Origin of the sequence: Leisingera sp. UBA4491 (assembly GCF_002388965.1) — a bacterium.
In the GTDB taxonomy this organism is placed as follows: domain Bacteria; phylum Pseudomonadota; class Alphaproteobacteria; order Rhodobacterales; family Rhodobacteraceae; genus Leisingera; species Leisingera aquaemixtae.
Window position 1 is genome coordinate 55,023 of record NZ_DGNN01000029.1, and the last position, 24,237, is coordinate 79,259.

Here is a 24,237-nt window from a genome sequence, read left to right on the forward strand (position 1 = left end):
GTGGCCCGGCGCATCTGATAATGGGGTTTGGCTGGTGTTTCCAGTGCGCAGCGGGTCAGAGTTTCTTGTCCGCGATGCGTAGCTGCCGAGCGCGGGAAAGAATCGCATCTTCGACCGCCCGGGTGGTGCTGGCGCTGACCGGGCCGCCCTTGGACTGCAGGGCCACATTCAGCGAGCGCGCGTCCAGCGCCGGGTCCTTGATATGGATGGTCGCCCGGTAGGAGCGGCCGCCGCCCGGCGGGGTGCCGTAGCCGGTGACAATGACACCGGTGAACGGATCGACCGACTGCACCGGCAGGAACGACAGCACATCCAGGCTGGCGGTCCACAGGTAGCGGTTCACCTGAACGGTCTGATCCGGCTTGGCGTTCAGGAAGTCAAAGACCGAGGACTTGGTCGCGGCGCCCTGAATCTCTTCCTTGTGGCTGATTGTCCGGGCCGTGCTGGACGGCGCATCGCCGCCTCTGTTGCCGCCGCACGCCGCGAGGCTGAGACAGATCGCACCGACCAAAGTTACCCGCAGGGTCTTTCCGTATTCCATAACCGCTCCCGGAGCCATTTTCTGCGCGAACACCTAACGCAAGCCAAGCCGGCGGAGCAAGGGCTTTGGCTGCTATAGTGAGGCTGTTGTGCTGCGCCGCCGGGTGTTTCCGCCGTAACCCGGGCTTATCCGGCGGCACAGTGCGCCAGGGGCGGGCAGACTGTGGCAAAGCTGCACCATCCCGGGCCGCATCGTTTCGCCTGACTTTCCCAAGACTTGCCAAAACGGGGCCGAAAGAGCGAAACCCCTTGGCATACCCACGCCGGATTCCCCGGTTTGGGCTGAGGAATAGAAACCGAGGGAAAAACATGAAAAAGGTTCTCTTCGCGACTACCGCGCTGATCGCCACCGCAGGCATGGCCGCGGCAGAAGTCAAAATCTCCGGCTACGGCCGTTTCGGCCTGGACTGGAACGAAGCAAACGACGTTGCCGGTAACCTGGACAACACCGACGCAACCAACATCACCAGCCGTTTCCGTCTGACCTTTGACGCGTCGACCGAAACCGACGGCGGCGTGACCGTTGGCGGCCGTATCCGCGCCCAGGCAGAAAACCGTGACGGCAATCAGGGCCGTGCAACCTTCTCCAGCCCGCAGTTCCACGTCGCATACGGCGGCCTGCGTGTGAACGTCGGCAACATCTGGGGCGCGATCGACTCCGCACCGGGCCTGTACCTGAACACCACCTCGGTTGGCACCGGCATCGACGGCATGGGCTTCAATTCCCTGGCCATCAAAGGCGCTGGCTTTGACACCTTCACCTCCGCAGGCGTTGGCCGTGGCGGCATCGAAGCCATCTACTCCGCTGGCGGCTTCACCGGTCACGTCTCCTACTCGAAGCAGAACGGCACCGCAGGCACCTCGACCGACGCGAACGGTGTTGAGCGCACCGCGCTGATGCTGAACTACTCGTTCGGCGACTACTTCGTGACCGGCGCATACCAGTCCGCAGACAACGGCCGTACCATCACCAAAGGTGGCGTTGCTGTGGAAGCTGACGACGATGTGATCTTCCTGGCAGGTGGTGCTGACTTCGGCCAGTTCGGCGCAACTCTGCAGCTGGCACAGACCGAAGAAGCAGACAGCATCACCCTGGCTGGTGAAGCAGAAGTCGGCGCAGCCTCGACCGTGATCGCATGGGTCAACTCCACCGACATCGACACCGGCGTGACCGCAGGTCAGACCGTGACCGACGGCACCGCCTTCGGCATCAACTACGAGTACGATCTGGGCGGCGGCGTGACCTTTGTTGCTGGCTACGTGAACACCGCAGCTGACGACAACGACAACTCGGTTCAGGCAGGTCTGCACTTCAGCTTCTAAGCTGAAGCACGCCTAGCGTGACTTTCGGGGCGGGTTCCTTCGGGGCCCGCCCTTTTCTTTTGCCTCTTAACATTGGCGGCCAAACAGTGTTTTTTGCGGCCAAACAGAGATGAGGCCGGACCCATGCCGCTAGAAGATATCAAATCCAGGATTGCCAAGGCCGAAGCAAACGCAGGCCGCGCGCCGGGCAGTGTTCAGCTGATCGCGGTGTCCAAGGTGCAGCCGGACGAGCGGGTCGAAGCGGTGCTGGAAGAAGGCCACCGCTGTTTTGGCGAGAACAAGGTGCAGGAGGCCGCAGGCAAATGGCCTGCCTTCGCCGAGCGCTACGACGGGATCGACCTGCACCTGATTGGCCCGTTGCAAACCAACAAGGCGCGCCAGGCGATGGAGCTGTTTGACAGCATTCACTCGGTGGACCGCCCGAAACTGGCCAAGACCCTGGCCCGGCTGGCGCAGGAGCTGGGCACGTGCCCGGACCTGTTCATTCAGGTGAACACCGGCGAAGAGGAGCAGAAAGCGGGCGTGATGCCGGCAGAAGCGGATGCGTTCATCGCCGAATGCCGTGCGCTGGATCTGCCGGTCAAGGGCCTGATGTGCATCCCGCCGGTGGATGAGGAGCCGAGCCTGCATTTCGCGCTGCTGGCCAAGATTGCCAAACGCAACGGCCTGCAGGGCCTGTCGATGGGCATGAGCGGCGATTTCGAGTCAGCCATCGCACTTGGCGCCACCCATGTCCGGGTCGGCTCTGCCATCTTTGGTGCCCGGACTTACTGAGGCGTAAAAGTTTTGGAAAAACTTTTGCCAAGACTTATTAGACAAGTCTTGGCTGCGTCAGGCGCGGCCCAAGGGCGGCACGATGAGCCGGGTGCCCGGCTGGAGGCGGGCGGCCAGCCAGTGGAGGCCGGCCCGGGAAAAGGCGATGCAGCCTTCGGTGGGAAACCCCGGACGCCGCCATTGATGCAGGAAGATGGCTGAGCCTTTGCCGGGCACGGCGTCCGGCCAGTTCCAATCCGTGACCAGGATCAGATCATACAGCGGATCCGCCCGGCGCAGCTTTTCGTGGCTGAAGGCATAAGGCGCCCGGACATGGCGGTTGTAGGCGCTGTGGCCTGCATCATCCGACCACAGATCGCCTGGGCCGATCGGCTCTGCCCAGGGGGCAGGGCGGGCGAGGCGGTCCGGGCGGTACAGCATTCCCGCAATCCGGTGAATGCCAACGGGCGTGGCACCGTCGCCTTCGCGTTTGGCGCGGGACAGCCCGCCTTTGCCGATGGAGCAGGGCAGGACCCGGCCTAGGAAACGCACGCCGCGCGGAGTGAGGACCAGATCGGCCGGCGTCATTACAGCATGTGCCCGGATTTGCGGGCCTTTGTCGCCAGGTAATGCTGGTTGTGGGCGTTTTCACCGACATGCAGCGCCACCCGCTCCGCCACATGCACTCCGGTTTTTTCCATCATCGCGATTTTGTTCGGGTTGTTGGTCAGCAGCCGCACCTGGGAAAACCCCATCTTCTGCAGGATCGCGGCGCCCAGGCGGAAATCGCGCTCATCATCTTCAAAGCCGAGCCGGTGGTTGGCTTCCACCGTGTCAAAGCCCTGATCCTGCAAGGAATAGGCCCGCATCTTGTTGGCGAGACCGATGCCGCGCCCCTCCTGGTTGAGGTACAGAAGAACACCTGCACCTTCTTCGCCCATCTGCGCCAGCGCGCCGCGCAGCTGCGGGCCGCAATCGCACTTGAGCGAGCCCAGCACATCGCCGGTGAAGCAAGCCGAATGCAGCCGCGCCAGCACCGGTTTGGAACGGTCGGGGCGGCCGATTTCGACGGCGTAATGCTCCTCGGCGCCATCCTCGGGCCGGAAGATGTGCAGGCGCCCGGCTTCGGCGGCGTCCATCGGCAGGCGGGCCGCAGCCACCGGATGCAGGGGCGAGCTTTCACTGAGCAGCGGTGCCGCGGCAGTCCGGGACAGGGTGGTCAGCCCGTGACCCGCGGCAAATTCAGCCGCCCCGCTGAGCGGCACGAGGGCCGCGGCCGGCAGCAGGCGCGCGGATTTCACCAGCGCAATCGCCAGCCGGTGCAGGTCCGCACTGCCGCCGCGCTGGCTCGACAGCGGGCCTTTCATCGGTGTGTTCAGGTCGTCTGCCGGGTCTGCCAGCGCCTGGATCCAATGCAGCCCTTCGGATGCGGGAACGGCCACGCGGGCGATATCCTCGTCGTAAACCCGGGCTTTCAGCGTATCCGCCCGGCGCGCGGTCAGGGCCAGCGACAGGTCCCCCAGCGCCCGCATGTCTGCCAAGCGTGCCTCTGTCAGGGATTCGACAGCAATCGCCAGGGCCGCTTCCTCGCCGTTTGCCAGCACCACCGGCAGCCCCATGCGCAGATCGACCCGGGCGCGGGCCAGCAGTTCGATCATCGTGGGCATCAGGCTCATGCGGGGTATCCGGTGTTATTCTGTAACAAAGGCTCGCCGTCTTTACGCCCAAATGCAACGGATGTGAAACAATTTCCATGTCATGGACACGTCGGCGTGAGAGTTTTGCAGCAAATCTTGCCGCGGGCGCAAGGGATGCGCATTTGTGGTTTCAAGAACAGGAGGGTGAGCCGATGGCGCAACTGAAGAAAATTCTGCTGGTTGATGATGACGAAGACCTGCGCGAAGCCTTGAGCGAGCAGCTGGTGATGACCGAGGACTTCGATGTCTTTGAAGCTGAGAACGGTCAAAGCGCGATGGAGCGCGCCAAGGAAGCCCTATATGACCTTATCATTCTGGATGTCGGCCTGCCGGACACCGACGGGCGGGAGCTGTGCCGCCTGATGCGCAAGCAGGGGGTGAAGTCGCCGATTCTGATGCTGACCGGCCACGACAGCGATGCCGATACCATCTTGGGGCTGGATGCCGGCGCCAACGACTATGTCTCCAAGCCGTTCAAGTTCCCGGTGCTTCTGGCCCGCATCCGCGCCCAGCTGCGCCAGCATGAGCAGTCGGAGGATGCGGTCTTTGCGCTGGGGCCTTACACGTTCAAGCCTGCGATGAAACTGCTGATCACCGAGGATGACCGCAAGATCCGGCTGACGGAGAAAGAGACCAATATCCTCAAGTTCCTCTACCGCTCCAGCGACGGTGTGGTGCCGCGCGATGTGCTGCTGCATGAGGTCTGGGGCTACAATGCGGGTGTCACCACCCACACGCTGGAAACCCATATCTACCGGCTGCGGCAGAAAATCGAGCCCGACCCGTCGAATGCGCGCCTGCTGGTGACGGAATCAGGCGGATACCGGCTGGTTGCCTGACACACGCGTTGAGCCAGATCAAAGAAGACACTAGAGTTCATCTTTAGACTGTATTCGATCCCGCGCATATCCGGGTTACGATATGCACCTCCCTGTTGGACTTGGCCGGGCCTCTTGCCCGGCCTTTTTTTGGGCGCCGGGCCGCACGGGGCCTTTGCGCAATTCCTCTCTGGCCCTTCCTGGCCGGGGCGGGCAGTATCGCGCCCGAACCCGGATTTCATGATGAGGCGCGCGATGCCATTTACCCTTGCCACCTGGAACATCAACTCGGTCCGCCTGCGCGAGCCGATTGTGCAAAAGCTCTTGCAGGAGGAAGGGCCGGATGTGCTGTGCCTGCAGGAGTGCAAAAGCCCGGTGGAGAAGATCCCGGTGGAGGGGTTTGCGGCGCTCGGCTACCGCCACATGGTTGCGCGCGGGCAGAAGGGGTATAACGGCGTTGCAATCCTGTCGCGGCTGCCGATCGAGGATGCCGGGGAGCAGGACTTTGCCGCCCTTGGCCATGCCAGGCATGTGGCCGGGCGGCTGGAGAACGGGGTGGTGATCCACAACTTCTATGTGCCGGCGGGCGGCGATGTGCCGGACCGGGAGGTGAATGAAAAGTTCGGCCAGAAGCTGGATTACCTGACAGCCATGCGCGACTGGTTCCATGCGGACAAGCCGGAGAAATCCGTTCTCGTCGGCGACCTGAACATCGCGCCGCGCGAAGATGACGTCTGGGATCACAAGAAGCTGCTGAAGGTGGTGAGCCACACGCCTGTGGAGGTCGCGCATCTGGCCGAAACCCAGGAGGCGGGCGGCTGGATCGACATCACACGACGCGATATCCCTGAGGGCAAGCTCTACAGCTGGTGGTCCTACCGCGCGCGCGACTGGGATGCGGCGGACAAGGGGCGGCGGCTGGATCATGTCTGGGCGACACCGGATATTGCCGGGGCGGGCCATTCCAGCCGCATTCTGCGCGATGCCCGCGGCTGGGAAAAACCCAGCGACCACGCGCCGGTGTTTGCAACCTTCGATCTCTGACCGCGGGCGGGGGAGGGTGGGGGTCTCCCGCCTGATCCGGGTCCTCCGCTAGAGGACCCTTCTCCGTTGGGCCTGGCACTGCGCTGGCGCGCAGTGCGGGCACGCCGCGCGGCAGCGCGGCGCGCGGCCCAACGCCGCCAGGGAGCTGGCGCAGCCAGGGCCTGCCAGCGGGGGCGGGAGCGCGCCGGGCCAGCCCAGCCCGACCTTGGATCACGCGGTCAGGGTCATCAGCGGCAGCACCGCCATGCGGCTGCTAACGCTCCAGGGATGTGCGTGCCGGTTGCAGGCGGCATCATCCGGCCGCATCAGCCGTTGCGATGCGGCAAAGAGGTCAGACCGGGGCCGCGCCGCGGTCAACTCCTCTCTTGGTTTCCGGCGCGCAGGATTCCATATAGGGGGTAAGTTCCAAGCGGAGAACAAACTGATGAGCGACATTTTTGGCAGCGCCGCACCGGCGGGCGATCTGATCAAGGACGTGACCGAAGCCACCTTTATGCAGGACGTTGTCGATGCGTCGATGCAGGCTCCGGTGATCGTGGATTTCTGGGCCCCCTGGTGCGGTCCCTGCAAGACCCTGGGTCCGATGCTGGAGGCGGCCGTCACCAAGGCCAAGGGCGCTGTAACCATGGCCAAGATCAACGTCGACGAGAACCAGCGCCTGGCGCAGGCGCTGGCGCAGCAGGGGCTGCCGCTGCAATCCATCCCGACCGTTGTCGCCTTTGTGCAGGGCCGTCCGGTCGACATGTTCCAGGGCGCCTTGCCGGCGTCGGAAATCGACGCCTTCCTGAAGAAAGTGATCGAGGCCGCGGGCGGCACCGCCGATGGCGGGCTTGGCGAAGCGCTGGAGGCCGCGGAACAGATGCTGGCCGAAGGCGCGGTTGCGGATGCGGCCCAGACCTTTGCAGCCATCCTGGGCGAGGACGACAAGAGCGCCGCCGCCTACGGCGGTCTGGCGCGGGCCCATATTGCCCTGGGCGAACTGGATCAGGCCGAAGCGGTGCTGAACGGCGCCCCTGCGGACATCGCCTCCGCGGCGGAAATCGAAGCGGCTTTTGCGCAGATCGAGCTTGCCCGCCAGGCGGAGAATGCCGGTCCGGTGGTGGAGCTGCGGGCCGCTGTCGAGGCAAACCCCGGCGATCACCAGGCCCGCTTCGATCTGGCGCAGGCGCTGCATGCAACCGGCGACGCCGATGCAGCCGTTGCTGAACTGCTGGAGCTGTTCCGCCGCGACCGGGACTGGAATGACGGGGCCGCCAAGACGCAGCTCTTCACCATCTTCGACGCGCTCAAGCCGAACGACCCGGTGGTTCTGAACGGGCGGCGCAAGCTGAGCTCGATGATATTTGCCTAAGATCGGGGCAGCACTACACTCTGTCCTATGATCCAGCCAGCCGATCTGCCGGACACCATTGCCGTGTTTCCCTTGCCCGGGGCGCTTTTGCTGCCCCGCTCACGCCTGCCGCTGCACATCTTTGAGCCGCGGTATCTGCAGATGCTTGAAGACACGCTGAAAACGCGGCAGCGGCTGATCGGCATGGTGCAGCCTTGCCCGGGGCCGAACGGGCAGGGCGAAGACCTGCATGCGATCGGCTGCGCCGGGCGGGTCACCCAGTTCTCCGAGACCGAAGACGGGCGGTACCTGGTCACGCTGTCTGGCGTGTCCCGGTTCCGCGTCACCCGCGAGTCCAGCGGGTTTGCCCCGTACCGGCGCTGCGATGTCAGCTGGGCAGGATTTGAACGCGACCTGGGCCGGACCGAGGCGGATGCGGCGCTCGACCGCCCCTCGTTCCTGAACCTGCTGGAACGGTTCTTTACCGCCCGCAGCCTGTCGACCGACTGGGAGGCGCTGAAAGAGGCTGAGGATGAGCTGCTGATCAATTCGCTGGCGATGCTGCTGGAGTTCGACCCCGAGGACAAACAGGCCTTGCTCGAGGCGCCCTGCCTTGCGACAAGGCGGGAAACGCTTGTCACTTTGATCGAATTCGCCCTGCGCGGCGGCTCTCAGGAGGAAACCCTGCAATGACCGAACCACAGGTGCCGGCCTTTGACCGGCGGATGCTGGAAGCGCTGGTCTGTCCGCTGACCCAGACGGTGCTGGACTATGATGCCCAGGCACAGGAGCTGATCTCGCGCGCGGCCAATCTCGCCTTTCCGATCCGCAACGGCATCCCGGTGATGCTGGTGGATGAGGCGCGCGAGCTGAACTAGGTCCGGTTCCAGCACGGAACGGTCCGGACAGCCGCAGCACTGCGCGCCAGCGCGGTGCCGCGCCCAACTGTGCAGGGGCATCCCTGGGGATGGTCCGGAGCAGGCGGGAGCCCGCCCGCAGGTTGCTTCGGCGCGGCGCCGTCTAGATCGCCTGGCCTTTCAGCAGCCGGGGCAGGTCGCCGGTCAGCCCGGCCGCTTCACGCACGAAATTGCGGCGCAGCCCCGGGATCGCGCCGGCCACGCCCATGCCGATGTCCCGGCCCAGCCGCAGCAGCGGGTTGTCGTTGGAAAACAGCCGGTTGAACACATCCGTGGCCGCCACCAGAGAAGCCGTGTCAAAGCGGCGCCATTGCTGATAGCGCTCCATCACCAGCGGCGAGCCGATATCTTCACCGCGCCGGGTGGCTTCGGTGATCACTTCGGCCAGCGCTCCGACATCGCGCAGGCCGGCGTTCAGGCCTTGGCCGGCAATCGGATGCATCCCGTGTGCGGCGTCGCCAACCAGGGCCATGCGGTTGCCAATGAAGCTGTTGGCGATGGTCAGGTTCAGCGGGTAGGTGAAGCGTTTGCCAGCCAGGGAAATCTCCCCCAGGAAGTCGCCGAACCGGGGGCGCAAAGCCTGGATGTACTCTGCGTCATTCAGTGCGTGAATGGCCTTGGCGGTCTCCGTCCGCTCGCTCCACACGATGGAGGACCGGTTGCCCGGCAGCGGCAGGATCGCCAGCGGCCCGGGGGGCATGAAGAACTGATGCGCGATGCCGTGGTGCGGCTTTTCATGGTCGATGGCGCAGACCAGCGCAGTCTGGCCGTAGTCCCATCCGGTGCGCTTGATGCCCGCCCGCCGGGCAGTGCCGCTGCGGCGCCCGTCGGAGCCGACCAGAACCTGGCCGCGCAGCTCTCCGCCGTCGTCCAGAGTCACTGTCACGCCGGTCTGGTCCGGAGCCTGTGCGGTCACGGTCCTGCCGGACACAAGCGTAATCTGCGGCTGGTCTTCCATCGCCTGCAGGAAGGCGCGGCGCAGGAAGCGGTCCTCGACCATGTATCCCATCGGGCCTTCTTCCAGCTCGGCATGGTCGAAATGGATGAAGAACGGTGAGGGGCCGTGGCCAGCGTGCCCGTCCGTCACCTTGATTTCCAGCATCGGTTGCGCGTTGTCCCCGACATGCTGCCAGACGCCGGTCTGCTGCAGCAGCCGCTGCGAGGCGAGCGCCAGCGCGTAGCCGCGGCCGTCGAACCCGTCATCGGCCAGTTTGTCCGGGGTCAGCGAGTCGACCACGGTAACGCTGTGGCCGGTCTGTGCCAGGGCCAGGGCCAGCGCCGGGCCATTCAGCCCGCCGCCCACGATCAGGATATCGGACGCATTTTTCATGCCCCGCAATATGCGCCTGCTGGCGGGATTGTCCATGCAGGAAGCGCGGGATTGTGCCTGCGTCCTGCTGCCGCTACCGTCACCGGCAACTGCTTATGGGGAGACGGGCCTATGCAAGACTGGCTGACGATGACGGCCGCCGATCTGGGACGCGGGATTGAGACGGGTGAAATCGGCCCGGTGGCGCTGACCCGCTGCTATCTGGACGCCATTGACGCCCACCCCCTGACAGACCGGATCTACACGCAGGTGACCCGTGACCGGGCGCTGGCGGAGGCGGAAGCGGCTGAGCAGCGCGCCGGCCTGGGCCTGCGCCGGTCGCCTTTGGATGGGGTTCCGCTCAGCTGGAAGGACTTGTTCGACAGCGCCGGCACGGCGACCGAATCCGGCTCTGACCTGCTGAAAGGCCGGGTGCCGGATCAGGACGCGGCTGTCTTGCGCAACGCGACCCTTATGGGGACGGTCTGCCTGGGCAAAACCCATATGAGCGAGCTGGCCTTTTCCGGCCTTGGCTTTAACCCCGTCAAACAAACGCCGCCCTGCGTGAATGACCAGGGCGCAGCGCCGGGCGGGTCGTCCTCCGGCGCCGCGGCATCGGTGGCCTTTGGACTGGCGGCGGCTGGTATCGGCTCTGACACCGGCGGGTCGGTGCGCATCCCCTCTGCCTGGAACGATCTGGTGGGCCTCAAGACCACATCGGGCCGGATCAGCCTGGAGGGCGTGGTGCCCTTGTGCCTGAAGTTCGACACCATCGGCCCGCTGGCCCGCTCGGTGGAGGACGCGGGGCTGCTGCTGGGGCTGCTGGAGGGCACCGCGGGGCCTGATCTGCGCAATCCCGCAGCCCTTAAAGGGCGCCGCTTTGCTGACCTGCAGAATGTTGTGCAGGATGATCTGGACCCGAAAATTGCCGCGGCCTACCGGGAGACGCTGGAGCGGCTGAAACAGGCCGGGGCGCTGATCGTGCCGCTGGAAGTGCCGGAGCTGGAGGAGGCGATGGGCCTCAGCCCGGTTCTTTACACCACCGAAGCTTATGGGCTGTGGAAAGACGTGATCGAGGCCGCGCCGCAGCTGATGTATGCGGAGATCCTGGAGCGCTTCCGCACCGGCGCGCAGTTCAGCGGCCCGGATTACGTTGCGGCCTGGGCCAAGCTGGAACAGTGCCGGATGGCCTGGGATCAGGCGGTTGCCGGCTTTGATGCGGTGCTCAGCCCGGCCTCGCCGAACCTGCCGCCCAACCTGGACAGGCTGCAAAGCGACCATGACTATTACGTGCAGTCCAACCTGCTGGCCTTGCGCAACACGCGGGTCGGCAACCTGATGGGCCTTTGCGCGCTGTCGCTGCCCACCGGCACGCCCAGCTGCGGGCTGCAGGTGCTGGGGCAGCCGGACTGCGAGGAGGCGCTGCTGCGCACCGGCGCCGCGATCGAGGCCGCCTTGGCCTGAAAGCCACATTCGGCCCATCGGCCGCATCACCGGGTGGACGCACCCGCCCGCCATCTGTAACCTGAGGCGCAAACGGGGCGCCAATGATCCCGTGACCGAGGCACAAGACATGGATTTTCCTGAGCGGTTTTCGAACCTGCCAGCCTATGCGTTTCCGCGCCTGAGGGCGCTTCTGGACCATCACACTCCCGGCGGGGATGTGGTGCATATGACCATTGGCGAGCCGAAACATGCGTTCCCGGCCTGGGTCACCGATGTCATCGCCGAGAATGCTGCCGGATTTAATCAGTATCCGAACAATGACGGCACGCCGGAACTGCGCGGCGCCATCGCCGATTGGATCAGCCGCCGCTATGGCGTGACTGCGGACCCGGAAACGCAGATCATGGCGCTGAACGGTACCCGCGAGGGGCTGTATAACGCCGCGATGGCGCTGTGCCCGGAGCAGAAGAACGGCCAGACGCCCGTCGTGCTGATCCCGAACCCCTTTTACCAGGTCTACATGGTGGCGACGATCTCCGTCGGTGCAGAGCCTGTGTTTGTCCCCGCAACCGCAGCCACCGGCCATCTGCCGGACTATGAAAACCTGCCCGAGGACGTTCTGAACCGCACCGCGGTGGCCTATATCTGTTCGCCTGCCAACCCGCAGGGCGCGGTGGCCTCGCGCGCATACTGGACCCGTCTGATCCAGCTGGCCGAGAAATACGATTTCCGCATCTTTGCGGATGAATGCTATTCCGAGATCTACCGCGGCGAGGCCCCCGTGGGGGCGCTGACTGTTGCACAGGAGCTGGGCGCTGATCCGGAACGGGTGGTGCTGTTCAATTCGCTGTCGAAACGGTCGAACCTGCCGGGCCTGCGCTCCGGGCTGATTGCGGGCGGGGCGGAGACCATCAAGCGGGTGAAGCAGCTGCGGGCCTATTCCGGTGCCCCGCTGCCGGGCCCCTTGCAGGCCGCCGCCGCCAGGGTCTGGGCAGATGAGGCGCATGTGGCGGAGAACCGCGCGCTTTATCAGGAAAAATTCAAGATTGCCGATGAGGTCTTTGACGGCCTCAACGGCTATATGGCGCCCGAAGCGGGCTTCTTTCTGTGGCTTCCGGTGGACAACGGCGAACAGGCCGCGCTGAAGCTGTGGACGGAAACCGGCGTGCGGGTGCTGCCCGGCGCCTATCTGGCGCAGGGCGAACCTGGGCAGAACCCGGGCGAGAGCTACATCAGGGTGGCGCTTGTCGCCCCCGCCGAGGACACCCGCAAGGCGCTGAGCACGCTGCGCGGCTGCCTTTACTGAATTCTGCTGCGCGGCGCCTGCCGGGGCCGCACAGCCAAGACCAAAAAACGGACAGGCGCGTGACCCTGCGGTGAACAGCGGGGCACAGGCACAAGAAACGGAACTGAGGTAGGCATGGCATTTCAAACTCGCAGCCGCGATCCGCTGCTCGACAGCAACATGCAGGCGGCCATTGAAAAGCGCGGCAAGGAACTGATCGGGATTGCCCTGATCCTGGCGGGGCTGATGATTGCAGCCATGCTCGGCTCCTACACGCCGGAGGATCCGAACTGGACCGTGTCGACCGACGCGCCGGTGCAGAACTGGCTGGGCCGGCCGGGGGCCTCTGTCTCTTTCATTCTGATCACCCTGTTTGGCAAGGCCAGCTGGGCGCTGCCGCTGTTCCTGTCGGCCTGGGGCCTGCGGTTTGTGCTGCACCGGGGCGAGGACCGGGTGGTCTGGCCGCTCCTGTTGTCGGTGCCGTGGCTGCTGGTGGTGGCGCTGCATATGGAAACCCTCAATGCCAGCTCCGCCTGGCAGCAGAATTACGATTTCGGCCTGGGCGGCATGGTCGGCTATACCTTCCTGGGCGCGCTCTTGGCGCTGCTGCCGGTCAGCCTGCATTTCATGGTCAAGATCATGTCGCTGCTGAGCGCGGCAGGTATGCTGGCGCTGGGCTGCGCCGTGCTGGGCTTCACTTGGCCCGAGGTGAAGAAGGGCCTGCACAAGGTCACGGTCGGGCTGATCCTGGGCTATGGCGCGGTTGCCGCGCTGCTGGGCCGCGGGGCCTCCAGCGGGCTGCAGGCCGCGATGACCTACCGCAAGGAGCGGGGCGGGCGCGCGCATTCTGCTGCGGATGATGCCGCCGCCTATGACAGCACGGACCAAGACGCCGAGATGTTCGAGGACTACCCCGAAGACCCCTATGGCGACTACATGGCCGAGACCGCCCCGGCAGTGCCGGAAGCCCCGGCCAAGGGCGGGCTGCTGTCCCGCGTTCCGTCGCTGATCCGCCGCGCCGCGCCTGCGCCGGAGGCCGGAAACGCCTACGCGTCAACGCTGCAGGAGGCCGATGGCGCAGAAGATCTGGCGGACGGAGAGGCCGGCGAGGACCGGATTTCCCAGAAGATCGCCAACGCCGTCCGCATCCGCCGCGCCGCCGATGTGCCGCTGGAATACGACCCGAATCTGCCCCTGACCAAGGGCCGCGGCCAGCGCCCTGCGCCGTTGATCTTCAACCCGGCTGCCGCTCAAGGCGGTCTGCCGCCGGAGCCGCCGCTGACCGCTGCGATGGTCCCGGTGCCGCCGCTGGCGGAAGAGCCGGTTCTGGCCTGGCAGGCGCCGGAAGACGAACCCGCGATCCCCGAAGCACCGGTTGCGGATCTGCACGAAGATACCGATGACGCGGACTTTGCCGCTGAGGCCGGGATGCTGACCCCGGACCACGTGCCGTCTGAGGCGTTGCCGGATCATGCCGCGCCTGCTGTGCCGCCCGCGCCCGCCCCGGAAACGCCAAAGACGGCAGGACCGCGCCTGACGGTCGATCTGCCGGTGGCAGAGCCGCGCAAGGCTGTCGTGGAACAGCCGGTGCGCAAGACCGTGCAGCCCTCGGCGCGTGCCAAGGCTGAGGCCCAGCCCAATCTGGCCTTTGACGACAGCGGCAGCGATTTCGAACTGCCGCCGCTGAGCCTGCTGACCAACCCGGTCGGCATCGAGCGCCACCACCTCAGCGATGAGGCGCTGGAAGAAAACGCCCGGATGCTGGAAACGGTGCTGGACGACTATGGCGTCAAGGGCGAGATCGTCTCGGTCCGTCCCGGCCCGGTGGTGACAATGTACGAGCTGGAGCCGGCCCCGGGCCTCAAGGCCTCCCGCGTGATCGGCCTGGCGGATGACATCGCGCGCTCGATGTCTGCGCTGTCGGCACGGGTGTCGACGGTGCCGGGCCGCACCGTGATCGGCATCGAACTGCCGAATGAGAAGCGCGAGAAAGTGGTGCTGCGCGAAATCCTGTCGTCCCGCGACTTCGGCGATGGCAACCATGCGCTGCCGCTGGCGCTGGGCAAGGATATTGGCGGCGACGCCATGGTCGCGAACCTGGCGAAGATGCCTCACCTGCTGATCGCGGGCACCACCGGCTCCGGTAAGTCGGTGGCGATCAACACCATGATCCTGTCGCTGCTGTACAAGCTGACCCCGGATGAATGCCGCCTGATCATGATCGACCCCAAGATGCTGGAACTGTCGGTCTATGACGGCATCCCGCATCTGCTCTCGCCCGTTGTGACAGACCCGAAAAAGGCCGTTGTGGCCCTGAAGTGGGTGGTGGGCGAGATGGAGGACCGCTACCGCAAGATGTCCAAGATGGGCGTGCGCAACATCGCGGGCTACAATGGCCGGGTGAAGGATGCGCTCGCCAAGGGTGAAATGTTCTCGCGCACGGTGCAGACCGGATTTGATGACGACACCGGCGAGCCGGTGTTCGAGACCGAACAGTTCGAGCCCAAGGCGCTGCCCTATATCGTCGTGATCGTCGACGAAATGGCTGACCTGATGATGGTGGCGGGCAAGGAGATCGAGGCCTGCATCCAGCGCTTGGCGCAGATGGCGCGGGCCTCCGGCATCCACCTGATCATGGCCACCCAGCGTCCCTCGGTGGATGTGATCACCGGCACCATCAAGGCCAACTTCCCGACCCGGATTTCCTTCCAGGTGACCTCCAAGGTCGACAGCCGGACGATCCTGGGCGAAATGGGCGCCGAGCAGCTGCTGGGCATGGGTGACATGCTGTACATGGCGGGCGGCGCCAAGATCACCCGCTGCCACGGCCCGTTCTGTTCGGACGAAGAGGTCGAGGAGGTGGTGAACCACCTCAAGCAGTTCGGCCCGCCGGACTACGTCGGAAGCGTGCTGGATGGCCCGGATGACGACAAGGCCGACAATATCGACGCGGTGCTGGGGCTGAATACCGGCGGCAACACCGACACCGAGGACGCGCTCTATGACACGGCAGTTGCCATCGTGATCAAGGACCGCAAGTGCTCGACCTCTTACATCCAGCGCAAGCTGGCAATCGGCTACAACAAGGCGGCGCGGCTGGTGGAGCAGATGGAGGAAGAGGGCGTCGTCTCCGCCGCGAACCATGTCGGCAAGCGGGAAATTCTGGTTCCCGAACAGTAAGCTGACAAAAATCTGCCGATGCCGGATTCGCGAGGGTCCGGCATCTTCACATCTGCAATGCCGCACCTATGTTGGACTCATGAAACGGATTGCACTTGCCATTGCGCTGACCCTCGCCGCGCCGGCGTCCTGGGCGGCAGAGAAATTGAGCCTGAACGAGATTTCCCGTTATCTGAACGGGATCTCCACGGCGTCATCCCCCTTCACCCAAATCAACGAGGACGGCAGCCTGTCGACCGGCAAGCTGTACATGCACCGGCCGGGCCGGATGCGGTTTGAGTATGACGGCAAAGGCGGCGGCACGGTGGTGGCCGGCGGCGGGGCGGTGGTGATCCACGACCCCAAGTCGAACCAGCCGCCGGAGACCTATCCGCTGAAGCGGACGCCGCTGTCGATCATCCTCGACCGCCGGGTGGACCTGGGCCGCGCCAATATGGTGGTGGGGCACAGCTTTGACGGCACCTCGACCATCGTGCGGGCGCAGGATCCGGAGCATCCGGATTACGGCAGTATCGAGATGATGTTCACCGGTGATCCGGTGGAGCTGCGCAAATGGGTGATCCATGACAGCGCAGGCGGCAAGACAACCGTGATCCTGGGCGCGATGAAAACCGGCCAGAAGCTGTCCTCCAGCCTGTTCACCACCAGCGGCAGGTCCCGCTAAGGCACGATCCTCAGCGCAACAGCGGCTCCCGCGCCCGCGGCGGCGCTGGCTTTGCCGGAACCGCCTGGCGGCCTTGGGCCCGGCGCCGGGCTGGCGCCCGGCGCGCAACCGCGTTTTTCCTGCTGTAACGGGGCAATCGGCACGGGACCGCACCGCGCTTCAGCGCGGTGCCCGGCCCAACGGCTGAGTGGCTTTCGCCAGAAAGCCTCCGAAGCGGGCGGGAGTGCCCCGCCTGCTGCGCCTCAGCGGAATTTGCGGCAGGTGGCGAGCTGCGCCTGGTAGGTCTGGGCGCGGGACTCCACCTGTCCGGCGACGCGCATCAGCCAGGACTTGGAGCGGTAGCTGCCGCGGGCATAGCCGTAATGGCCTTCGTGATAGGCCAGGTACTGGTTGCGCGCGTCATAAAGCGGGATGCCGTTTTTCTCGTAGCTCTTGCGCATGTACCAGCCCATGAAATCGGTGGCGTCGCTGATGCGGTCGCGCTTGGCCCGGCGGCGTCCGGTGTCGCGGCGGTAATCGTCCCAGGTGCCGTCCAGGGCCTGGCTGTAGCCATAGGCGCTGGATTGCCGCCCGACCGGGATCACGCCCAGCAGGAACTGGTGCGGCGTGCGGGCATCGCCGCGGAAGCGGCTTTCGTGATAGATGGTCGCCATCTGCACATGCACCGGCACGCCCCAGCGGCGCTGGGTGGCGCGGAATGCTTTCAGGTACTCTGGCCGCTGCTGGATAATGCTGCACGCGTTATCCAGGTTGCGCGGCGGCGCTTTGTGCCCGCCTCCGCATGACGCTACCGCCATCAGGAGAACAAGGGCGCTCAGGAATCTGCTCATTGCCTCAGCCCATTTTTGTATTGGCTATGTTTTCTGAAAGTCTAGCGGATTGCGGCGGGTGTGAAAATCAAATTTCCAGCACTTGGCTCAGCAACAGCGGCAACAGCAGCGCTGACATCAGGGTCGAGACCACCACAAGACCCGCCACGGCGCTGGAATCGGCCTCGAATTTCTCCGCCAGCAGGTAGGCGGTGACGGCGACGGGGGTGGCCAGCTGCAGGATCAGCACGCCAGAGGCCGCCGGATCCAGCCCGAAAGCCGCCGCCAGCCCCCAGCCCGCGGCGGCGCTGACCAGAAACTTTACCAGCGACAGCGCAACTGCCTTGCCGGTCTCCCCGGGTGTCAGCCGGGCCACGGCGGTGCCCAGCGTAATCAGCATCAGCGGCACCGCCATCTGTCCGGTCAGCTCCAGCGCGTTGGTCAGAAAGCGCGGAGTGTGCCAGTCCTGCCACAGAAACAGCGCCCCCAGCAGCGTCGCCCAGACCATCGGCTCCCGGATGGCCTTGCTGCCCGCGCTGTGCCCGGCCACCAGGTAGATGCCATAGGTGAAGGACAGGATGGCAGACACCGCAAGCATGACGACGGCATAGCCAAGCCCGGCCTCGCCAAAAGCAAACATCGCCAGCGGAATACCCAGGTTGCCGGTGTTGCCGAAGATGAACGGCGCCAGATAGGTCCGCCGCTCCAGCCCGCTGAAGCGGCAAAGGATTTCACCCGCCGCCGCCATCACCGCATGGCCCGCCAGCGCGGCCAGCACAAACGTCCCCAGCGCGCCCTTGTCCAGGCTGGTGTTCATCAGCGCGGTGAAGATCAGGCAGGGCACCGCCAGCGTCATCGCCAGCCGGGTGACAAACTGGGTCCGGAACTCAAACCCGAGCTTTACCCAGACGAACCCGGCAGAGGCGAGGAAGAACACCGGAGCGGTGATTTCGAGCACTGTCAAAGCCAGGTTCACAATCTGTTTCCCCGAAAATTTGCGTCAAGAGTTGGACAATTGCTGCGCGCGCGCGCTATTTACAAAGAACGGGGGCTAACATGACCATGTTGAGAACACGAGCGAAATACAATCTTGGGCAGGTCGTCCGCCACCGGAAGCACCCCTTCCGCGGGGTGGTTTTCGACGTCGATCCGGAATTCTCCAACACCGAAGAATGGTACGAAGCAATTCCCGAAGACAGCCGTCCGGTGAAGGATCAGCCCTTTTATCATCTGCTGGCGGAGAATGACCAAAGCTACTACGTGGCCTATGTCTCGGAGCAGAACCTGGTGGCGGATTATTCCGGCGAGCCGGTCGGCCACCCGGACGTGCCGGAGATGTTCGGCACTTTTGACGGCGGCGCCTATGCGCTGCACTACCAGCTGAACTGAGGGCCGCACCTGCCGGGCCGTTGCCCGGAGCAGCGGCAGATCTGCCCGTCAATACCCCAGCGCACAGCCGTCCTTGCGCGGATCGCTGGCGCCTTCCAGAACGCCTGAGGCATGGATCCGGATGGCCTGCGCCCCACCCAGCGGTGTGTCCGGGACCTCTATGCGGTGCCCCAGGTCCGCAAGGGCCTGATGAACCGGTGCCGCATATCCGCGCTCGACCTTCAGGACGCCGCCGTCTGCAAAGATGCGCGGGGCGTCTATGGCGGATTGCAGATCCATGCCGAAATCCAAGAGGTTCGAGACAAGCCGGGCATGACCCGCGGGCTGGTAACCGCCGCCCATCACGCCAAAGGGCATGATCACCTCTCCGTCCTGTTGCAGCATGGCGGGGATAATCGTGTGCATCGGCCGTTTGCCGGGGCCAAGCTCGTTCGGGTGGCCTTCCTCCAGCGAAAACCCCGCGCCGCGGTTCTGCAGCAGGATGCCGAACTTTTCCGACGCGAGGCCGGACCCGAAGCCGTGGAAAATAGAATAGATCAGCGACACTGCCATCCGGTCCTTGTCCACCACGGTGATATAGACCGTATCCTTGTGCACAGCCTCGCTCAGCGGCGCGGCGGCGGGCATGGCGCGTTTGGGATCGATCAGCGCGGCAAGCCTGGCAGCGTTTTCCGGCGCCAGCATATGCGCCAGCCGCGAGGTGTGGTCAGGATCGGCCAGAAACCGGTTGCGCGCATCATAGGCGAGCTTGGCGGCCTCGGCCTCGATATGCGCGCGCTCGGCCCCGAACGGCTCCATCCGCGAAAGGTCAAAGTGCTTGAGGATATTCAGCAGCAGGATCGCCGTGGCGCCCTGGCCGTTGGGCGGATGCTCGGCCAGTTCGCGTGCCTTGTACTGGCCGGTTACCGGCTGTGTTGCAAAACTGGTTGCGGCGGCAAAATCCTCCAGCGTGTGAACGCCGCCTGCTGCGGCCAGCGCCTGGACCATATCCTCGGCCACTTCGCCAGTATAAAACGCATCCCGCCCGTGCCTGGCGATGCGGCGCAGCACCTCGGCCTGACCGGGCGCGCGGAACACCTCACCGCTGCGCAGGGGCTGCCCGTCCCGCAGGTAGTGGCGCCGGGCCGCGCCTTGCAGGGTGGCGGCGCCATTCTTCCAATCGAAAGCCGTGCGCGGAGCCACCGGCACGCCTTCTGCGGCATAATCTATCGCGGGCTGAAGCAGCGTATCGAGCCCCAGCCGGCCCTCGCGTTCGGCAAGGCGGCAGAAGGCGTCGATTGCGCAAGGGATGGTAACGGACTCGGGGCTGCCCAGCGGCACTGCGCCCAGGCCCTGCTCCCGCATGGCGCCGGCGCTGGCGGCCGCGGGCGCGCAGCCGGATCCGTTCAGCGCCTGAACGCCGCTGCCCGGCCGCGAATACAGCACAAAGCAGTCGCCGCCGATCCCGGTCATCTGCGGCTCGCAAATGCCCAGCAGCACAGCCCCGGCCAGCGCCGCATCCATCGCATTGCCGCCGCGCTTGAGGATATCCACCGCAACGCCGGCCGCCAGCGGATGAGAGGTTGCACACAGGCCGTTGCCTGCGAAAACGGCTGACCGCCCGGGAAGATGAAAGTCGCGCATGCTCCGGCTCCTTGCTGCTGCCGGACAGAGCCTAGGCAGGCGGTGCGGGAAGGCAATAAAATTTCCTGCCCGGTGCAGCGGGACGGAACGTTACGGGCCAAAAAGCGGGAGCGCAGTCCGAAAGAAGTGTCCCCGGTGCCGTGCACTGGTGGGGGCTAGGATACGCGGCACCAGGGGAAGCTCGTTTCAGCTACAGGTAAGGTTTCGCATATGTATTGGGCTGCGGTTGGCCGGGAATGCGGCGCCGGTGTGGCGGAGCGTTAAAAATGCAGCTAACCGGCGGGCTGCCTGCGGGCGGGGGCAGGATCTGGCTCAGGAGTTTGCAGAAGGGCTGGTGACCTGGATTTCAAAGCAGAGCGACAGGTTGTTGTTTCCCTCCGACCGCTCATACTGGACTTGGCTTGCCAGCTCCCGGATCAGGAACCAGCCAAAGCCGCCTTCGGGCAGGCTGTCGGCGGGTCCGCTGACGTCGGCGGGCTTGCCCTCGGGCAGTTCGCCCTTGGGGAACGGGCTGCCGGCATCCTGAATGCTGATCCACAGACGTTCCGGGAACAGCTCTCCCCTGATCCGGACGTCGCCGGGGGGGCTGCCTTCATAGGCATGTTCGACCACGTTGTTCACGGCTTCGGTCAGGGCAATTTGCACCTCGTCCACGCGGGCCCCTGGAACCCCCAGGGACCGCAGTTTGCTGACCACGGACTGGATCCCCTGGCGGGCATCCAGATTTGTGGCTGTGAACGAGCAGGCAAAGGTTTTTACCATAAATTTCTCGCTTTGCGCCGCCAGCGCATCGTCTTCAGGAATTTGCGTTAGCAGGCGCGGTTGCTTCGCTCAGCGAACCATAGAGGTCAAAGACCGTGTCCATCCGGGTCAGCCGGAAAACCTTTTCCACCATCGGGGTCAGCCCGGCGAGGTCCAGCTTGCGGCTGCCGCCCAGCTGCTTCATCGCAGCGACAATCGCGCCAAGCCCGCTGGAATCGATGAACTGGACTTCGGACAGGTCCAGAATCACGCGGCTGGGTCCGCTTTCGGTTTCCGTCCGCATGTCCTCTTTGAATTGGATGGCCATGGCGGCGTCAATACGTTCGGCATTGACTTTGACGATCTGGACATCGTCCGTCATGGTGGTCGTCAGGCTCATTTCTTCCCCCGGGATGTAACGTTATTTGGATGCACTCTAGACCGCAAAGCTTACTTTTCTGTAGGTATAATTTTGACGATTGGAGGAAAATTGCATGAAAGATGTTGTTATCGCCGGAGCAGCCCGGACGCCGATGGGCGGGTTCCAGGGGATGTACGACGGGGTGACGGCTTCGGAGCTTGGCGGCGCGGCCATCCGGGCGGCCCTCGAAGGGGCCGGCGCATCCACTGTCGACGAGGTGCTGATGGGCTGTGTGCTGCCTGCGGGCCAGGGCCAGGCGCCGGCGCGCCAGGCCGGGTTTGCGGCCGGTCTGGGCGAAGAGGTGCCGGCCACCACTCTCAACAAGATGTGCGGCTCGGGCATGAAGGCGGCAATGATCGCCTTTGACCAGATTGCGCTGGGCCACGCGGACACGATGATCGCCGGCGGTATGGAGAGCATGACCAATGCCCCCTACATCCTGCCGAAAATGCGCGGCGGCGCCCGCATCGGCCACGGCCAGGTGATCGACCACATGTTCCTGGACGGGCTGGAAGATGCCTATGACAAGGGCCGCCTGATGGGCACCTTTGCCGAGGACTGCGCGGAAAAGTATCAGTTCACCCGCGAAGCCCAGGACGAATATGCGCTGAAATCGCTGTCCAACGCGCTGGACGCGCAGGCGAGCGGCGCCTTTGACGGCGAAATCGCCGCCGTGACCGTGAAAACCCGCAAGGGCGAAGTGGTGACGGATGCGGATGAACAGCCGAAATCGGCACGCCCGGAAAAGATCCCGACGCTGAAACCGGCGTTCCGCAAGGACGGCACCGTGACCGCCGCCAATGCCTCCTCCATTTCGGACGGCGCCGCGGCGCTGGTGCTGGCCTCCGCTGAGGCTGCCGAGGCCCAGGGCCTGAAGGCCCGCGCCCGCATCCTGGGCCATGCCAGCCACGCGCAGGCGCCGGGCTGGTTCACCACCGCACCGGTTCCGGCCGCGCAGAAGCTGCTGAAATCCATCGGCTGGACGGTTGAGGACGTCGATCTGTGGGAGGTGAATGAGGCTTTTGCCGTGGTGCCGATGGCCTTCATGCACGAAATGGGCCTGCCGCGCGACAAGGTGAATGTGAACGGCGGCGCCTGCGCGCTGGGCCACCCGATCGGCGCCTCCGGTGCGCGGATCATGGTGACCCTGCTGAACGCATTGGAAAAGCGCGGCCTCAAGCGCGGCGTGGCCGCCATCTGCATCGGCGGCGGCGAAGGCACCGCGATTGCGATCGAGCGGGTGTGACCTTCACCTTTGCAAAATACTCTCGGGGGTGAATTGACCGCGAGGTCAAGAGGGGGCAGACAGCCCCCTCTGCTGCGTTGAAGGAGAGCAAGCCCATGCGGGCCGATTACGAAACCCTGGCCAAGACCGTCGCATCGCTGACCGAAGGCGAGACGGACGAAGTGGCGCTGATGGCCACCGTCGCCTGCGAGGTGCATCACGCCGACGGCCGGTTCGACTGGACCGGCTTTTACCGCGTTGCGGCACCGGAGCTGCTGAAGATCGGCCCCTATCAGGGCGGTCATGGCTGCCTGCAGATCCCGTTCTCCCGCGGCGTCTGCGGTGCGGCTGCGCGCAGCGGCGCGGTGCAGCTGGTGCCCGATGTGGACGCCTTTCCCGGCCATATCGCCTGTGCCTCTTCCACCCGGTCGGAACTGGTGCTGCCGGTCTGGAACGGCGCCGGGGAGCTGATCGGGGTGTTTGACATCGACAGTGACCAGCCCGATGCCTTCACCCAGGAAGACGCGGACAAGCTGGCTGCGATCCTGCGGCAGGTGTTCGGCCGCAGCTGATTCGGCTGCAGGGGCTTTGCCCCTCGGCCTGGCGGCCTCACCCCAGAGTATTTCTTGAAAGATGAAAGAACCCGGCGCCTTGATGCGCAGGGTTTTTTTCATGGGAAAAGCCTTCCGTGAAAAAATGCTTGGAAATTTCACAGACTCAGGTCATCGTGAAAATAGAGCGGAATTTTTCACGAGCGGGGAGAGAGGCTGTGAACGACCAAACCCTGGCAGCAGCGACACTGGGGGCCGATATCCGGGCCTTGCGCAAGGCGCGCGGGCTGACGCTGACGGATATTGCCGCGGTGCTGAACCGCTCGGTCGGCTGGCTGAGCCAGGTGGAGCGCGACATGTCCGAGCCGTCGATCTCCGACCTGCGGCAGATTGCCGAGGCGCTGGGGGTGCCGATGTCGATGCTGTTTGCCCACTCCGGCGCCCCGGCGGATGAGCACGGCTATATCGTGCGCGCGGGCTCCCGCCGTCCGATGGGCTCGGGCGAGGAGGGGCTGATCGAAGAGCTTCTGTCGCCCGATCTGACCGACGATTTCGAGATGGTGCATTCCACCTTCCGGCCGCACTCGCAGATGCAGACACCGGCCAACCGGCCCACGCAGGAGGTCGGCTACATGATCTCGGGCAGGCTGGACCTGCTGATCGGCGGCCGCAGCTTCACCGTCGGTCCTGGCGACAGCTTCCGGATCAGGCACGAGCCTTATCAGTGGTCGAACCCCTATGACGCGCCCGCCGTGGCGGTCTGGGTGATCGCGCCGCCGGTTTATTAGGAGGGGATGATGATCAAGGGTTCCTGCCTGTGCGGCGACATCCGGTTTGAAACCGCGGCCCGGCCGCAGGGTGCCTCGATGTGCCATTGCAGCCAGTGCCGCAAGCAGTCGGGCGGCATCTGGGCCTCTGCGCAGGTGCGCGACGAGGATCTTATCATCACTGGTCCGGTAAGCTGGTTCGAGGCAACGCCGCAGGCCAAACGCGGCAGCTGCCCGCGCTGCGGCTGCTTCCTGTTCTGGAAAGGCAAGGGCGAAGACACCACCAGTTTCGCTTTGGGCGCTGTCGACGGGGCCACCGGACTCAGCATCGAAAAGCACATCTTTACCGCCTCCAAGGGCGATTACTACGACATCGCGGACGGCGTGCCGCAAGAGGACTGACAT

25 protein-coding genes are annotated in these 24,237 nt (G+C 64.9%); 16 read left to right on the forward strand and 9 right to left on the reverse strand.

Going from position 1 to position 24,237, the window contains the following annotated elements; translation table 11 throughout:
* Positions 1–55 precede the first annotated feature (55 nt).
* Complete coding sequence (locus tag B2P87_RS18000) at positions 56–541, reverse strand: DUF3576 domain-containing protein (protein WP_141891796.1); 486 nt, start codon at positions 539–541, stop codon at positions 56–58.
* A gap of 308 nt (positions 542–849) precedes the next feature.
* On the opposite strand from B2P87_RS18000, the gene B2P87_RS18005 reads away from it, so the two are divergent.
* Positions 850–1,863, forward strand: a complete 1,014-nt coding sequence (locus tag B2P87_RS18005) for a porin (RefSeq protein WP_141891797.1) — start codon at positions 850–852, stop codon at positions 1,861–1,863.
* 123 nt (positions 1,864–1,986) lie between these two features.
* On the forward strand, positions 1,987–2,637 hold the full coding sequence (locus B2P87_RS18010; protein ID WP_141891798.1) for a YggS family pyridoxal phosphate-dependent enzyme: 651 nt from the start codon (positions 1,987–1,989) through the stop codon (positions 2,635–2,637).
* Between the two features lie 57 nt (positions 2,638–2,694).
* Here B2P87_RS18010 and B2P87_RS18015 read toward each other — a convergent pair whose 3' ends face one another.
* Together B2P87_RS18015 and ribA are read right to left on the reverse strand one after the other, a co-directional pair.
* Positions 2,695–3,204 (reverse strand): L,D-transpeptidase family protein, encoded by a 510-nt coding sequence (locus tag B2P87_RS18015; RefSeq protein WP_208764509.1) that lies wholly within the window; start codon positions 3,202–3,204, stop codon positions 2,695–2,697.
* Complete coding sequence (gene ribA / locus B2P87_RS18020) at positions 3,204–4,292, reverse strand: GTP cyclohydrolase II (RefSeq protein ID WP_141891799.1); 1,089 nt, start codon at positions 4,290–4,292, stop codon at positions 3,204–3,206. Before ribA ends, B2P87_RS18015 begins: the two co-directional genes overlap by 1 nt.
* Before the next feature lie 173 nt (positions 4,293–4,465).
* On the opposite strand from ribA, the gene B2P87_RS18025 reads away from it, so the two are divergent.
* The 5 genes from B2P87_RS18025 to B2P87_RS18045 all read left to right on the forward strand — a co-directional run bounded on the left by B2P87_RS18025 (position 4,466) and on the right by B2P87_RS18045 (position 8,383).
* The gene (locus B2P87_RS18025; RefSeq protein ID WP_027245320.1) at positions 4,466–5,152 is read left to right on the forward strand and encodes a response regulator transcription factor; all 687 of its coding nucleotides are present in this window, start codon (positions 4,466–4,468) and stop codon (positions 5,150–5,152) included.
* A gap of 234 nt (positions 5,153–5,386) precedes the next feature.
* Positions 5,387–6,175, forward strand: a complete 789-nt coding sequence (locus B2P87_RS18030) for an exodeoxyribonuclease III (protein WP_141891800.1) — start codon at positions 5,387–5,389, stop codon at positions 6,173–6,175.
* A gap of 424 nt (positions 6,176–6,599) precedes the next feature.
* Positions 6,600–7,526 (forward strand): thioredoxin family protein, encoded by a 927-nt coding sequence (locus B2P87_RS18035; protein ID WP_141891801.1) that lies wholly within the window; start codon positions 6,600–6,602, stop codon positions 7,524–7,526.
* A 27-nt stretch (positions 7,527–7,553) separates the two neighbouring features.
* Positions 7,554–8,198 carry an LON peptidase substrate-binding domain-containing protein gene (locus tag B2P87_RS18040; RefSeq protein ID WP_141891802.1) on the forward strand — a complete coding sequence of 215 codons (645 nt, stop codon included), beginning with the start codon at positions 7,554–7,556 and terminating at the stop codon, positions 8,196–8,198.
* Positions 8,195–8,383, forward strand: coding sequence for a Trm112 family protein (locus B2P87_RS18045; protein ID WP_141891803.1), 189 nt, complete (start codon positions 8,195–8,197; stop codon positions 8,381–8,383). Before B2P87_RS18040 ends, B2P87_RS18045 begins: the two co-directional genes overlap by 4 nt.
* 142 nt (positions 8,384–8,525) lie before the next feature.
* Here B2P87_RS18045 and B2P87_RS18050 read toward each other — a convergent pair whose 3' ends face one another.
* Positions 8,526–9,752, reverse strand: a complete 1,227-nt coding sequence (locus B2P87_RS18050) for an FAD-dependent monooxygenase (RefSeq protein ID WP_141891804.1) — start codon at positions 9,750–9,752, stop codon at positions 8,526–8,528.
* Positions 9,753–9,863: 111 nt separating this feature from the next.
* Between B2P87_RS18050 and B2P87_RS18055 the strand changes: the two genes are divergently transcribed.
* From B2P87_RS18055 to B2P87_RS18070, 4 genes are all read left to right on the forward strand, one after another.
* Complete coding sequence (locus B2P87_RS18055; protein WP_141891805.1) at positions 9,864–11,195, forward strand: amidase; 1,332 nt, start codon at positions 9,864–9,866, stop codon at positions 11,193–11,195.
* Between the two features lie 109 nt (positions 11,196–11,304).
* Positions 11,305–12,483 (forward strand): aminotransferase class I/II-fold pyridoxal phosphate-dependent enzyme, encoded by a 1,179-nt coding sequence (locus B2P87_RS18060; RefSeq protein ID WP_141891806.1) that lies wholly within the window; start codon positions 11,305–11,307, stop codon positions 12,481–12,483.
* Positions 12,484–12,597: 114 nt separating this feature from the next.
* Positions 12,598–15,642, forward strand: a complete 3,045-nt coding sequence (locus B2P87_RS18065) for a DNA translocase FtsK (RefSeq protein WP_141891807.1) — start codon at positions 12,598–12,600, stop codon at positions 15,640–15,642.
* A gap of 79 nt (positions 15,643–15,721) precedes the next feature.
* On the forward strand, positions 15,722–16,306 hold the full coding sequence (locus B2P87_RS18070) for a LolA family protein (RefSeq protein ID WP_058285316.1): 585 nt from the start codon (positions 15,722–15,724) through the stop codon (positions 16,304–16,306).
* 242 nt (positions 16,307–16,548) lie between these two features.
* Here B2P87_RS18070 and B2P87_RS18075 read toward each other — a convergent pair whose 3' ends face one another.
* Together B2P87_RS18075 and B2P87_RS18080 are read right to left on the reverse strand one after the other, a co-directional pair.
* On the reverse strand, positions 16,549–17,136 hold the full coding sequence (locus tag B2P87_RS18075; protein ID WP_058285317.1) for a hypothetical protein: 588 nt from the start codon (positions 17,134–17,136) through the stop codon (positions 16,549–16,551).
* A gap of 67 nt (positions 17,137–17,203) precedes the next feature.
* On the reverse strand, positions 17,204–18,091 hold the full coding sequence (locus B2P87_RS18080; protein ID WP_141891808.1) for an AEC family transporter: 888 nt from the start codon (positions 18,089–18,091) through the stop codon (positions 17,204–17,206).
* An 86-nt stretch (positions 18,092–18,177) separates the two neighbouring features.
* On the opposite strand from B2P87_RS18080, the gene hspQ reads away from it, so the two are divergent.
* Entirely contained in the window at positions 18,178–18,504 is a 327-nt protein-coding gene (gene hspQ, locus B2P87_RS18085) for a heat shock protein HspQ (RefSeq protein ID WP_027245329.1), read from the forward strand.
* Positions 18,505–18,552: 48 nt separating this feature from the next.
* On the opposite strand, the gene B2P87_RS18090 is transcribed toward hspQ, so the two are convergent.
* From B2P87_RS18090 to B2P87_RS18100, 3 genes are all read right to left on the reverse strand, one after another.
* Complete coding sequence (locus tag B2P87_RS18090; protein ID WP_141891809.1) at positions 18,553–20,127, reverse strand: gamma-glutamyltransferase family protein; 1,575 nt, start codon at positions 20,125–20,127, stop codon at positions 18,553–18,555.
* A gap of 312 nt (positions 20,128–20,439) precedes the next feature.
* The gene (locus tag B2P87_RS18095) at positions 20,440–20,889 is read right to left on the reverse strand and encodes an ATP-binding protein (RefSeq protein ID WP_027245331.1); all 450 of its coding nucleotides are present in this window, start codon (positions 20,887–20,889) and stop codon (positions 20,440–20,442) included.
* A gap of 34 nt (positions 20,890–20,923) precedes the next feature.
* Positions 20,924–21,268: an STAS domain-containing protein gene (locus B2P87_RS18100; protein ID WP_058285320.1), complete on the reverse strand. Its 345-nt coding sequence runs from the start codon at positions 21,266–21,268 to the stop codon at positions 20,924–20,926.
* A 94-nt stretch (positions 21,269–21,362) separates the two neighbouring features.
* On the opposite strand from B2P87_RS18100, the gene B2P87_RS18105 reads away from it, so the two are divergent.
* From B2P87_RS18105 to B2P87_RS18120, 4 genes are all read left to right on the forward strand, one after another.
* A complete protein-coding gene (locus B2P87_RS18105) occupies positions 21,363–22,535 on the forward strand; it encodes a thiolase family protein (protein WP_141891810.1) in 1,173 nt (390 codons plus the stop codon).
* A 95-nt stretch (positions 22,536–22,630) separates the two neighbouring features.
* A complete protein-coding gene (locus B2P87_RS18110) occupies positions 22,631–23,086 on the forward strand; it encodes a GAF domain-containing protein (protein WP_141891811.1) in 456 nt (151 codons plus the stop codon).
* Positions 23,087–23,283: 197 nt separating this feature from the next.
* Positions 23,284–23,853 carry a helix-turn-helix domain-containing protein gene (locus B2P87_RS18115; protein WP_141891812.1) on the forward strand — a complete coding sequence of 190 codons (570 nt, stop codon included), beginning with the start codon at positions 23,284–23,286 and terminating at the stop codon, positions 23,851–23,853.
* 9 nt (positions 23,854–23,862) lie between these two features.
* Positions 23,863–24,234: a GFA family protein gene (locus tag B2P87_RS18120; protein ID WP_141891813.1), complete on the forward strand. Its 372-nt coding sequence runs from the start codon at positions 23,863–23,865 to the stop codon at positions 24,232–24,234.
* Positions 24,235–24,237 lie beyond the last annotated feature (3 nt).